8 protein-coding genes are annotated in these 13602 nt (G+C 60.9%); all 8 read left to right on the top strand.

What is annotated here, in order from left to right:
• Nucleotides 1-72: 72 nt before the first annotated feature.
• The 8 genes from JQS30_RS15360 (at nt 73) to JQS30_RS15325 (ending at nt 13550) form a co-directional block, all read left to right on the top strand.
• Nucleotides 73-1821 carry a carbon starvation CstA family protein gene (locus JQS30_RS15360; RefSeq protein ID WP_213171114.1) on the top strand — a complete coding sequence of 583 codons (1749 nt, stop codon included), beginning with the start codon at nt 73-75 and terminating at the stop codon, nt 1819-1821.
• 223 nt (nt 1822-2044) lie between these two features.
• A complete protein-coding gene (locus tag JQS30_RS15355; protein WP_213171113.1) occupies nt 2045-4282 on the top strand; it encodes a (Fe-S)-binding protein in 2238 nt (745 codons plus the stop codon).
• Between the two features lie 198 nt (nt 4283-4480).
• Entirely contained in the window at nt 4481-4900 is a 420-nt protein-coding gene (locus tag JQS30_RS15350) for a hypothetical protein (protein ID WP_213171112.1), read from the top strand.
• Nucleotides 4901-4910: 10 nt separating this feature from the next.
• Nucleotides 4911-5534, top strand: a complete 624-nt coding sequence (locus JQS30_RS15345) for a DUF1707 SHOCT-like domain-containing protein (RefSeq protein WP_213171111.1) — start codon at nt 4911-4913, stop codon at nt 5532-5534.
• Nucleotides 5531-5926: a hypothetical protein gene (locus tag JQS30_RS15340; protein ID WP_213171110.1), complete on the top strand. Its 396-nt coding sequence runs from the start codon at nt 5531-5533 to the stop codon at nt 5924-5926. Before JQS30_RS15345 ends, JQS30_RS15340 begins: the two co-directional genes overlap by 4 nt.
• Before the next feature lie 87 nt (nt 5927-6013).
• The gene (locus tag JQS30_RS15335) at nt 6014-6829 is read left to right on the top strand and encodes a hypothetical protein (RefSeq protein WP_213171109.1); all 816 of its coding nucleotides are present in this window, start codon (nt 6014-6016) and stop codon (nt 6827-6829) included.
• A 423-nt stretch (nt 6830-7252) separates the two neighbouring features.
• A complete protein-coding gene (locus JQS30_RS15330; RefSeq protein WP_213171108.1) occupies nt 7253-9688 on the top strand; it encodes a S8 family serine peptidase in 2436 nt (811 codons plus the stop codon).
• Between the two features lie 829 nt (nt 9689-10517).
• Nucleotides 10518-13550: a S8 family serine peptidase gene (locus JQS30_RS15325; RefSeq protein WP_213171107.1), complete on the top strand. Its 3033-nt coding sequence runs from the start codon at nt 10518-10520 to the stop codon at nt 13548-13550.
• Nucleotides 13551-13602: the final 52 nt, after the last annotated feature.

Genomic DNA, 13602 nt, shown 5'->3' with positions numbered 1-13602 from the left:
AGTGTGATTTCACCGCTGAGTGATCCACCCCACTAGGCCAATGTGCCGCGTTCCGTTCGAGGAGGTCGCCGTATGCCTGCCTTTGTGCTGGCAATAGGCGTGTTGTCCCTATTTGCCTGCGGGTTTATATTCTACTCGCGCTATTTGGCTCAGAGAGTCTATTGCCTAGACCCCACATTCGTCACTCCTGCTCATCGATTCCACGACGGCGTGGACTTCATCCCCACTAACAAGCATGTCCTGTTTGGCCACCATTTCACCTCTGTTGCTGGTGCGGCTCCGATCGTGGGGCCGGCTATCGCGGTTTTCTGGGGGTGGGGTCCGGCCTTGGCCTGGGTAGTCCTCGGCACTATTTTCGCCGCTGGCACCCATGATTTCGGTGCGTTGGTCATTTCGGTGCGGCACCGGGCGCGCAACATCGGTGTCTTGGCGCAGGATGTGATCAGTAAGCGTTCCCGAACCTTGTTCTTGCTGATTATTTTCTTTCTTTTGACGCTGGTCAATGCTGTCTTCGCGGTGGTTATCGCAAATTTGCTCGTCGCCCACCCTGGGGCGGTGATCCCGATTTTTGTCGAGATTCCCATCGCGATGGCGATCGGCCAATACATCTATCGCAAGAAAACCGCCGCCTTGATTCCGTCGATCGTCGGTGTCATTTCGCTGTATTTGCTCATCATTGTCGGCGACATGTATCCGGTCGACATCACGCCGCTGGCCGAATGGCTGGGATTCGATAACCCCCGCAACTTGTGGGTCATCATTTTGTTCCTGTACACGTTTGTTGCCTCTCGCCTGCCCATTTGGATGCTGTTGCAACCGAGGGACTACATCAACTCGCATCAACTGTTCATCGCCCTGGCGGTGGTGTTGGCGGGGGTGCTGGTTGGCTGGAACACCGTCGTGGCTCCCATCGTCAACGATGTGCCCGCTGACTCCCCTAGCTTGTTTCCGTTCTTGTTCATCACCATTGCCTGCGGGGCGATATCGGGTTTCCATTCGCTGGTGTGCTCGGGGACCACGGCCAAACAGTTGAACAAGGAAACCGATGCCAGGTACGTGGGCTACGCCGGTGCCATCGGAGAGGGCTCGCTGGCTTTGTGCTCAATCCTGGCCGTCACCGCTGGTGTCGTGGCCACCCAAGCCGACTGGTCCAGCCTGTATCCGGATTTCTCCACTGCCTCGGGCGGGGCCGTTGGCAACTTCGTCGATGGGGTGGCCGTCTTCGCCTCGAACCTGGGCGTGCCGTTGGATCTGGCGTTGATTTTCGCGGCCGTGGTGGTCATTTCGTTCGCGGCGACCTCGCTGGACACGGCAGTGCGGCTACAGCGCTATGTGATTCAGGAAATCGCGACCATCATCGGGTGGAAGAAGCTGGCTCGCAGCTTGACCTGGCCGGGGCTGATCACCATAGCCTTGGGCATGAGTTTGGCGCTGATGCCTGGCGGCGAGGACGACGCCGGGTATGCGTTTGGAGTGCTCTGGCAGCTTTTCGGCACCACTAATCAGCTGATGGCCGGTTTGGCGCTGGCGGTCATCGCCGTGTGGGTCACGAAGCTGGGGCGCAATCCGATCGCGATTGTGGTGCCGATGGTCTTCGTGACGGTCATGACGGTGTGGGCATTGGTTTTGAACCTGCGTAACTTTATTGAGCAGGGCGAATGGGTGCTGGCGCCGTTGGACGCCATCATTTTGGGCCTGGCGATGTGGGTCATCGTGGAGGCGTTGATGTCGATCAAGGACATCCGCGCGGTCCGTCGCTCCGCTGGCGCGAAGTCAGAGGCGGCCGAGCAGGCCTCTAAGGGGGCCGATTCCAAGGATTAGGTCGTTATTCGCCCCGTCCGGCTACGCGGTTGCCCCGGGTGGCCGGACGGGGTGGCCTCATATGCGGATTTCACCAACACGGCGGAAGGGGCAGGCTAACCTCGCCAGGAAAAGGACACCTCGCTAATGGTGATCAATTAGTGTCATGTCGCACCCCGCCGAAATATTACTGGCTAGTAACAACTATTGTGTCTGACAGCACCTGTAGCGAGGGAGGACGCCGATGGGTACGGTCCAAATCATTGCCTCGGTGATCGCGTTCGGCTTTACCGCCGTCGCCATCACCCTCTTTGTGCGCGCTTGCGCGCAAATCCTGGCCATCATTCGCCTGGGAGCCAAAGACGACAGCCGCAGCGGCAACCGCGCGCAACGCCTCAAGACCCTGGCGGTCGAAACCCTCGGGCACACCCGCATGCTCAAACTGAGCCTGGTCGGAGCCGCCCACTGGTTTGTCTTCATCGGGTTCTTCTCCCTATTCCCCATCCTTGTGCAGGCCTATTTCGAAGTCCTCAACCCCAACTGGTCACTGCCGCTGCTCGGCCACTTCATCCCGTGGCTGATGCTCTCCGAACTCATCGCCCTGTTCACATGGCTGGGAATCGTCACCCTGTTCATCGTGCGCATGGTAAAGCTGCCCAGCCGCAACCCCGCCCCCGAAGACGGCCCCGCCTCCGAAGCCGGACAACGTAAGTCCACCTCCCGCTTCGAAGGCTCCAGCCAATGGCAGGCCTTCTACGTCGAAGCCACCATCTTCGCCATCGCGTCCTTCCTCTTCCTGATTCGCTCGGCCGAATACGCCAAGGGCGCCATCGAGACCACCTGGGCTTCCCCGATATCGGCCGCCCTCTCCAACATTTGGGGCGACACCAGCGCCGAAACCCTCGGCACCGTCGTCACCCTCCTGGCCCTGGGCAAGATCCTCGTCTCCTGGACCTTCTTCGTCATCATCGCCCGCATCCTGACCATGGGCATCGGCTGGCACCGCCTGACGGCATTCTTCAACATCTACTACAAGCGCGAAGCAGACGGCCGCGTCGCGCTCGGAGCCGCCAAACCGGCCCTCGTCGACGGCCGCCCCATCGACTTCGAAACCGACGACCCCGAAAAGGACCCCTTCGGCGTCGGCCAAGTCGAACAGTTCACCTGGAAGGGCCTGCTCGACTTCACCACCTGCACCGAATGCGGGCGCTGCCAAGACCAATGCCCAGCCTGGAACACCGGCAAGCCGCTGTCGCCCAAGCTGCTCATGACAGACCTGCGCACCCACCTGTACGCCAAGGCCCCCTACCTCATGGCCGGAGGCCGCAAAGACGCCCTGGGTGAGGAGACCGCCTCGGCCGAACAACTCAAAGACGTCTCCCCGATCGCGCTGGCCGAGGCCGACAAGAGCCTCATCGGCGACATCATCGACCCCGAAGTCCTCTGGTCCTGCACCACCTGCGGAGCCTGCGTCGAACAGTGCCCGGTCGACATCGAACACGTCGACCACATCCTCGACATGCGACGCAACCAGACCATGATGGAATCGGCCTTCCCGCCCGAGGCCGGAGTGCTGCTGCGCAACCTCGAAAACAAGGGCAACCCGTGGGGCGAAAACCCCAAGAAGCGCACCGACTGGACCGAAGGCCTCGACTTCGAAGTCCCCGTCATCGACTCGGCCGCCGAAGACTACGAGTACCTATTCTGGGTTGGCTGTGCGGCGGCCTTCGACCCCAAGGCACAAAAAACCGCCCGTGCGGTGGCCACACTGTTGCACCAAGCCGGGGTCTCCTTCGCGACCCTAGGCAAAGGCGAGACCTGCACCGGCGACCCCGCCCGCCGCATGGGCAACGAATTCCTCTTCCAAATGCTCGCCGAGCAAAACGTCACCGCGCTCAATGAAGCCGGGGCCAAGAAAATCGTCGCCACCTGCCCCCACTGCCTCAACACGCTCGGCAATGAATACGGACAAATGGGCGGACACTACGAAGTCGTCCACCACACCGAACTACTCTCCGAGTTGCTCAAATCCGGCAAAATCAAGCCCGTCCGGCAACTCGAAGGCGGACTCACCTACCACGACCCCTGCTACCTGGGGCGACACAACGGAGTCTTCACGCCCCCCCGCGAAGTCCTCGGCGACATCTCCGCCCAAGGACTCACCGAAATGCCCCGCTCGGGTAAAGAGTCCTTCTGCTGCGGCGCTGGCGGCGCCCGCATGTGGATGGAAGAGGACCTCGGCAAACGCGTCAACATCAACCGCTCTGAAGAAGCCATCAACACCGGCGCGAAAACCGTCGCCGTGGGCTGCCCCTTCTGCTCCACCATGATCAACGACGGCGTAGCCGCCTCCGGAGAAGAAGAGAACGTCCAGGTTGTCGACGTGGCCCAACTGCTGCTGGAGCAGACCAAACCCGACCCAGCCCAGGCAGCCAGCTCAGAAGAAGCCGCCGAGGCTGAGCCGGACAAACCCAGCTCCTAAGCCACAACAACTAAAGGGGCCCGGAGCCGCGAGATGCGGCCCCGGGCCCCTTTAGTTGGACAAGGCACCTAATAATGAGGGCAAGCGACGAACCCCAATCCCCACGCCGAGCGCGGCCACCCCATACCGACGCCGACAACACACGACGCCGCTGTCCCATGGTGGTACCCTCGGCGCTGGCCACAGTAGGAGCGATGCGTGTCAAAGAAACCATTTCAGGGTTTTGCCACCCCGGCGGTCCCCACTGCCGAAGAGATCCGGGAATGGGCCCACGACCCCCATGCGGGACCCCCGGAAGGCCGACAATGGGACCTGTTGTTGGCAACGGACGAACTCATTCACACCTGGTTGGAACTGGCCGCCGACCCGCTGTGCCCAAAACGGGCGTTCGCGCTACACGTCATGTACATCTACTCAGGCGACGCGGTGCGCACCAAGTTCAAGGTCCACACCGAGAAAAAGGTCGAGAAACTACTGGAAGCGGCCTCCGAACATCGCGACCAGTGGATACGGCTATGGATTCGCAACACCAAAGCCCTCATCAAGTACCCGAAACTGTTCGACTACCAGGAATGGTGCAACGGCGGCTTGGTGCGCAACCCCCGGCGCATTCGCTAAATTGAAAGATATGACCGGAACTGAAGAGCCCGACCCCCGCCTGCGAGTCTCGGATGCCGAACGCGAGCAGGTCATCGCCCACCTGCACCGCAGCACCGAAGAGGGACGCCTCGACCTCTCCGAATTCAACGACCGTGCCGCCGAAGTTTATCGCGTCCGTACCCACGGAGAACTCAAAGACCTGCTCAGCGACCTGCCCGAGATCAACCGGCAACTGAGGGCCAGCGCTGGCGGCGTCGAGGTGGTCGGCCCCGGTGAGCTGGAATCGGATTCGCCCGCACTCTTGAAGTTGACCCCCAAAGCATCGACTATCAAACGACTCGGACGCTGGAGGGTGCCGCAGCGGATCGTCCTGAAAGGGAAAGCCTCGAATATCAAACTCAACTTCACCGAGGCGATCTTCTCCAGCCGGGAAGTCCACATTCAGGTTGACGACATGGCCTCAAGCATTGTTCTCATCCTGCCCGACGAGGGCGTTTACGCGGTCGACGAGATCGACCTCAAAGCCGCCTCGGTGAAGAACAAGGTCCACACCGGCCCTCAAAACTGGGTCCGCATATCGGTCACCGGCAGCCTGTCCGCCTCATCGCTGAAGATCCGCCGCCAATACCGCTTCTTCAAATGGCGTTGGTGACAAACGTCTTCACAGTCATGGCGATACCTGGTCTGAGCCATGTGGATAAGTACAAAGACACGGCAGGGGAACTGGCGGACAACATTCGCTTGTTTGACCATGCGCTTAGTGGCCCGGCCGACCGGATCAAGGAATCAATTGACCACTGGCATGACGTTGAGGCCTATGCAAAAGGCACTTTCAGCGTTCTCGTCGGCTCGTTTACCTGCGTAAACTTCGCCTCCTGCGGCCTTGAATTTGCACTTTTGCCTAAGAGCTCCTATCAGGTTTGTTTCCGTGGCGAGGATGGTGTGCTGTCAGTGCGTGGGGAGGCGGAGGTGCTTGTTCATACCCAGCGGGTATGGGCAAGGGCCGACAACGCGGCCAGGCGCGACATCACTCCACCGCAGTAGGAAGAGAAACCTGATAGGAGCTCTAAGCCTCATTGATGATGAACTCCGTGCCTCATTCGAGGAGATCGACGGCATGATTGCCGATTCATGACCCTAGCTAGCAGTCCGGCTCTGCATGATCAAGACATCAATTATGTCTCGGAGGCGGCCAGTGGCCTGTCGTTGTTTCAGTGGGGCGTCGTGGCCGCGCTGGCTGCCCTGGTGGTCGGCTTGTGCGTCGCCTGGGCTATGCGGATCGTCCTCTTGCGGGGGCAGGAGGTCGCTCTGTCGCGATGGGCGCTGGCTCATGCTTTCGTCTTTCGGGGCCGAACGAGCCTCGACACGGTGATGGACGTGCTCCCGTTCGGCCGCGCCGCGTCTTCCTCTGAGACCGGCTCCCGCCTGTTCGCCGGGTTTGCCGCGCGTCCCCCGATGTGGAGTGATAGCGCCGAGACGTACGGCCCGCTGCTGGAGTCTGCCGACGATGGTGTCCGCATTTGGCAAAGTCGCGTCCTCGCAGGGTCGCGTCGCCGACCTCCACCGCGCACTCTCTTGGGGCAGGTGGTGCGGTACCGCTTCATGAACCTGGTCGGGGTGGACCTCGAGCGTGAGCTTCCGACTGTGTTGGTCGTGCCCAAGCCTCGGATGCGCATCGCCCTGTTCACGGCACGACGGTTGCGAGTTCGCACGGGTGAGGCCTCGTTCGACTCCCGCTTTGCCGTATTGGCCCTGGATGCTGAAGCTGCGAAGACCCTGTTGGATCGCCAGCTTCGCATGCTGCTGTGTCGGGCGGAGGTGCCTGCAAAATCGTCGGTCGTGTTCGAGGGGCGGACGTGTTACGTCAGTCAGTACGGACCGTTGCGCGCCAGTGACCTCGACGTGCGATGTCAGTTGGTGCGCCGGTTGCGGCAGGCGCTTTCGTAGGTGCCTGCGCAGTTTCAGTAGGGGGCCAACGGCGGTTCGCTGCGGACGAAGCCAGGTCAATGCGGTGCCCTGGCGGCACTTTCACAAGTGATCGAAAGCTTTTGGTTGCGAATGTATGGGGTGCTTGTGCGTACTCGATTGGCGCGAATCTATGCGCGTCCCACAATGCTTGCCGCGTCGATTAATTGAACCTGAGTTGATCTTGTGGAAGATCGCGTGTAGGCCCGACGTGGAATTCTCGTTCGAGTCCCTTTTCTTTGCGGGCGTTGTGTTGTAGCTGTTCGGAGCATCGTCGGTGGCATGTGGTGGTGTCTGTGCGCAATTGCAAGGGTTTACCCCGATGCGCGGCCTCTGGGCCCGAATTAGTCTCACTTCTAATGCGCGGACCCCCTTTTCCGCGCGCCCCCGGAAGGAGACCCAACAATGGGAGTCACAACCCCATTGCGGCGGCGGGCCGTGTCCGCCACCGCAATGACCGCTGCGGCAATCACCGCAGCAGGAATCACCATGGTGGCCGCTAGCGGCGCGTCCGCCGAACCAACATCCCCACTCGGCCTCGAGTCCGAGACGTTCACCGAAGAAAGTGCCTACCTCGATGAGTTCGACGGTGGCTACTACATAGTGGAGTTCGAAGCCGAGCCCACCGTCACCTATGAGGGAGACCTCAGCGGGTTCGCGGCGACAGCGGTGGAGGAGGGCGAGCGCTATGACCCCGATTCGGCCGCGGCGAAGGCCTATCGCGACTATCTGGCGCATGAGCGCGAGGAGATCCTCTCCGATTTTGACGATGCGGCCGTGAACATGGTCTACGACAGTGTTTTCAACGGTGTCGCCATGCATTTGAGTGCCGACGAGGCCGAGAACCTTAACGATCATCCCAAGGTGAAGGGCATTTTCGAAGACCGGAACCTTGAGCTCGACACTGTGAGCACCGGCGAATTTGTCGGTGTTGATGGGGCGGGCGGCTCCTGGGAGCGTGAGTTCGGCGGAGCCGACAACGCCGGTGAAGGGGTCATCGTCGGCATTATCGACACTGGTTTCGACCCGAGCAACCCGTCGCTGGCTCCGTTGCCGGAACCGCGTCCGGATCAGGACATCATCGACGCTAAGTGGCGCGGCACCTGCGATGAGGGAGACGAGGAGGACCCAGCTCTCAACGTCACCTGTAACAATAAGGTGATTGGTGCCCAGTGGTTTGACAGCCATGGTCTGGCCGCTTTCGGTTACGCCTCTCCTTTGGAGGAGGTCAACCACGGTACGCACGTGGCCACCACGGCCGTGGGTAACCACGATGTCGAAGCCATCAGCGAAGGGCGCTCCTACGGGAACGCGTCGGGCATGGCTCCGGCGGCGCGACTGTCGGTTTACAAGGTGTGCTGGAGTCTCTTCGGCACGTGCGCCGAAGCCAACTCGGTAGCCGCGATCGAGGCGGCCGTCAATGACGGCGTTGACGTCCTCAACTTTTCGATCTCTGGTTCCACCAGTTCTATCGTTACGCCTGTGGCACAGGCGTATTTGCGTGCCGCGGCAGCGGGTGTCTTCGTGTCGGCTTCCGCGGGTAATAGCGGGATGGCTGGGCCGAGCACGGTGGCCCACAACTATCCGTGGGTGACTACGGTGGCGGCTTCGACCCATTCGCAGAAGCTGCGCTCCGATTTCGTTCTCGGGGACGGTCAGGTCTTCGAGTCTGCCGCGTTCCAGAGCGCGGAACTGGAATTTCCGCTGGTCTCGGCCGTGGACGTGGCTAGGGATGACGCAGACCCGGCCGCTGCCCGCACATGTGCCACGGGCACGATCGACCCGGCCAAGGTCGACGGTGAAGCCATCTTGTGCGAGCGCGACGACGCCAGGCTCGGGTCGAGCCTGGCCGAAGTGAGGAACGCTGGTGCTGGTGCGTTCATCTTTGCCAATACCGAGGAGCACCCGGCGAACCAGCTGTACCTGGTCCGCAACGAGTTCCCGATTATCAATATCGGCCTCGAGGCTGGTGAGGCTGCCCGCGTCTACGCCGCCTCGGTGGGTGAGGACGCTGCGGTCACTATTGGGGCCACCGAACGTCGTGACCAGGTCGCGCCGGAGATGGCGTGGTTTTCCTCGTATGGGCCTGCCGTCGCCGGTGGTGGCGATTTGCTGAAGCCGGACATTACCGCGCCCGGTGTGGAGGTTATGGCCGGTTTCCCGGAGAACCTCACTGGAACGCAGTATGGTCCGATGTCGGGCACCTCTATGTCTGCCCCGCATATCGCGGGTTTGGCCGCGCTGATCGCTAGTGCGAACCCCGACTGGTCTCCGGCGATGATCAAGTCGGCCATGATGACCACGGCCTACACGGACGACTCTGCTGGTGAGGCTATCGTGACCGCTCATGGCGACGAGGCGACCCCGCTGCACTACGGTGCGGGCCATGTCGATGGTTCGCGCATGTTCAACCCGGGGCTGGTCTACGACGCGGACTTCATTGACTGGACTTCTTACGGTTGCGGCCTGGGCCAGTTTGAGAGCGTTCCGGAGTTGGCGCTGATGTGTGAGTTTGTGGATCCGATCGAACCCAGTCAGCTGAATTACCCTTCGGTTTCGGTGGGTTCGTTGGAGGGTTCGTATACGGTAACCCGCACGGTGACCAATGTGGACGATTTCACTGGGGTGTACTTCGCGCATGTGGAGGCTCCCGCTGGCATCGATGTTCGGGTCTCGAAGCGGACCTTGGTTGTGCGTCCGGGCCAGACGGCTTCGTTCGACGTGACGTTCACGCACGCGGGTGCGCCAAGTGGTGAGTATTCCTTCGGGGCGATTACGTGGATCGATAGCAGAGGTCATCAGGTTCGAAGCCCGCTAGTGGTGCAGCCGGTGGCTGGCTAGGTCGCGCAGGGTGCGCACGTGAATAGGCGGCGCTGTGTCGTGGGGCCATGGCATTGCGGCAACGTCTCACGTGCGCACCCTGTGTTTTTGGGCGAGCAAACGGTGATGCGGATTAACTATTGTTGGTTTTGGGGCTATTTTTCGAGTTTTCGTCCCAAGGGTGAAAGTGCCTTTTACGTAAACCTCGAAGTTCCCGGTGCGACTAGCGGGGCGCTTGGTTGTTCCTATGCGTGCTTGGTTTGAACAATCAGGTTCGGCTTGCCACTGCTGGAAGTTCCGCCCCCTCGTTTCCGATTCGACCCGGAAACAAGCCCTTTCGCCCTCTCGCCGCAGATGCTTACTCGCCGTAGTCGGGGTCAATACAAATGTTTTCCCGGCCTTTGTGGTCGAGGGCTCTAAACGTCAGTTAGTAGCTATACCGAGCAAAGCGGTCGCCGGGGTATTATTCCGGCAATTGCATTGGGAACCACGTTTGCAGGTGGTTGATACTAAAGGCAAAAAAGGAAAAAATGAGTGCAGGCATTCTATTGCAAGGTATTTATGAATGCTGATTAGTGGAATTCGCGGGAATGTGATCAGTGGCGAATAGTCCCCATTTAGGCTATGGAGATTAGTTGGTAACCAGTCTTAATTCAGCGGCATAACCACTGCGCAATGCCCAAAAATAACAATTTGGTGGAGCTTCTTCGAAGTAGGTACTTCTGGGTTTACATCGTTAAGAATGCGAATTAGGCTCAGCTGGCATGCACTGCCGCCCCCTTGGCGGTGCATACCCCGGAAGGAGCTCAATCACATGGGAGCGAGAACCCATAAACTGCGGCGTCGGACTGTGTCTGGCGCCGTTATTGCTGCCGCGGCATTGACTGCCGCAGGCATGACTTTGGTGGCCGCCAACAGTGCGTCCGCCGAGCCGACCTCCAACAATGACTTGGAAGTCACGCAAGGCCCAACTGAAGAACACGCCTACCTTGACGACTTCGAGGACGGCTACTACATCGTTCAATTCGACGATGAGCCCGCAGCCACCTACTCCGGCGAGGTATCTGGCCTTAACGCCACCGCGGTCAAGGACGGCGAGAAGTTCGACCCTGACTCTCCCGAAGTCAAGTCCTACCGCGCCTACCTGGCCAAAGAGCGCGAAGAAATCCTGGAAGACGTCGACGACTCCAAAGTGAGCATGGTCTACGACTCCGTGTTCAACGGCGTGTCCATGTACCTCACCGCCGAAGAGGCGAAGAAGCTCAACAAGAACCCCAAGGTCAAGGGGATCTTCGAAGACCGGATGCTGGAAATCGACACCCTGTCGACCCCCGAATTCGTCGGTCTCGAGGGCGGCTCCTGGGACAGCGAGTTCGGCGGCGCCGAAAACGCTGGTGAAGGAACCATCGTCGGCATTATCGACACCGGTATCGACCACACCAACCCGTCGCTGGCTCCGTTGCCGGAACCGCGTCCAGACCAGGACATCATCGACGCCAAGTGGGACGGTGTCTGTGACGAGGGCGAGGAAGAAAACCCAGCCCACAACGTCACCTGCAACAACAAGCTCATCGGCGCCCAGTGGTTCGACAGCCGTGGCGAAGCCGAGCACGGCTTCGCCTCCCCGCTGGAGGAACTCAACCACGGTACGCACGTGGCCACCACCGCCGCCGGTAACCACGACGTCGAGGTTGTCCTCGACGGCAACTCCTACGGCACCGTCTCGGGTATGGCTCCGGCCGCCCGCGTCGCCGCCTACAAGGTGTGCTGGGGTGCCAGTGGACTGTGCGCCGAAGCCAACTCGGTCGCGGCCATCGAAGCCGCGCTGAACGACGGCGTAGACGTGCTGAACTTCTCGATCTCTGGCTCCCGCGACTCGGTCATCACGCCCGTGTCGGTGGCGTACTTCAACGCCGCCTCGGCCGGAATCTTCGTGTCCGTCTCCGCCGGTAACTCCGGTGGATCGGGTCCCTCGACCGTGGCGCACAACTACCCGTGGGTGACCACGGTCGCCGCCTCGACCCACGACAAGACCTTCCAGGCTGACTACTCCCTGGGCGACGGACAGGTCTTCCCGTCCGGTTCGTTCCTGGGTGAAGAGCTGGAACTGCCAGTCGTGCTGGCCGAAGACGTCGCCTTCGACGACGCCAACCCGGCCGCCGCTCGTACTTGTACGCTCGGCACGATCGACCCCGACAAGGTCGATGGCGAAGCCGTTCTGTGTGAGCGTGGCAACCCGTTCGTCGACACCGACGCCGAAATGATCAACGCTGGCGCTGGGGCGGTCATCGTGGCCAACACCGCGAGCCACCCCTCCGGGCAGTACGTCGTCATTCGCAACCAGACACCGACGGTGCACGTTGACTACGACACCGGTGTGGCCACCGAAGCGTACGTGAACTACGCCGGTGACGACGCCACGGTGACGCTGGGCAAGACCGAACGTATCGACCAGACCGCTCCGTCGATGGCCGCCTTCTCCTCATATGGACCGGCCAACGCCGGTGGGGGAAACTTGCTGAAGCCGGACATCACCGCACCTGGTGTGGAGATCATGGCTGGGTACCCCGAGCACACCACCGGCACCCAGTACGGTCTGATGCAGGGAACCTCGATGTCGTCGCCGCACATTGCCGGCCTGGGCGCGCTGATCGCCAGCGCCAACCCCGACTGGTCCCCGGCGATGATCAAGTCCGCCATGATGACCACGGCCTACACCGAGGACAACTCGGGCAACCCCATCAAGACCGCTTCTGGTGCGGACGCCACCCCGATGAACTACGGGGCCGGTCACGTTGACGGCTCGCGCATGTTCAACCCGGGTCTGGTCTACGACGCCGATGGCATCGACTGGGCGCAGTACGGTTGTGGCCTGGGACAGTTCCAGCAGATTCCGAACCTGGAAGGCTGGTGTGACGCCTTTGGTGGCATCGAGCCCAGCCAGCTGAACTACCCGTCGATCTCGGTCGGCTCTCTCACCGGTGAGTACACCGTGACTCGTACCGTCACCAACGTTGACAAGCACAGGCGCGCTGGCGTGTACTTCCCACACGTTCAGGCCCCGGACGGTTTCGATGTCAGTGTCTCGACACGTACCCTGGTGGTCCGCCCGGGCCAGACGGCCTCGTTCGATGTGACGATCAAGCGCACCACAGCGGACTTCAACGAGTACGCCTACGGTTCGCTGACCTGGATCGATGGCCGTGGCCACCAGGTTCACAGCCCGATCGTGGTGCAGCCGGTGGAGCTTGACGTTGACGGTGAAGTTTCGGCTGAGGGCACCTCGGGTGACCTGACGCTGGAGGGAAAGTCTGGTTTCACCGGTAATCTTGCCGCGTCTTCGGCTGGCCTGTTCGCCTCTGTGAAAGATGTGCAGACCCTGTCGAACGCGGACGGTTCCTCGTTCCCGACCGACAACCCGGTTGAGCGCGATCAGACGTTCGCTGTTGAAGTCTCCGTCCCCGCTGACGTCGACTTCGTACGGTTTGGATCGTTTGACGACGACCACACCAGCAATGCCGACGTCGACTTGTTCGCTTTCCACGACTTCGGTGACGGCAATGGCTTGACGCTGGTGGGTAGCTCAGCGGCGTCGGGTTCCGATGAAGTCATTGACCTGCCGGGCGGCTATACCTTCACGGTGTTTGTCGACCTGTGGTCCGGTGACGACCAGGACGTCACGTTGCACACGTGGCAGGTCGGCACCGCCGACCAGGGCAATGTGGATGTCAGCCCTAGTTCTCAATCCGTTAAGGCCACTGGCGATTTCTCCGTCAACGTGGCGTGGGATGAGCTAACTGCTGGTGAACGTTACCTGGGTGTCGTCAACTACGGTAAGGACGGCGGCTTGATCGCCCAAACCGTGTTCGGGGTGACCGCCTAGGTTGCCTTGCCGTGGCGGGCTCGGTGAAAATCTGAGGCCGTCAGGGACGAAA

The sequence above is a fragment of the Natronoglycomyces albus genome (genome assembly GCF_016925535.1).
GTDB classification, from domain to species: Bacteria; Actinomycetota; Actinomycetes; order Mycobacteriales; family Micromonosporaceae; genus Natronoglycomyces; species Natronoglycomyces albus.
The sequence above is the reverse complement of the archived record's forward strand: the minus strand, read 5'-3'. Positions and strand labels throughout refer to the sequence as shown.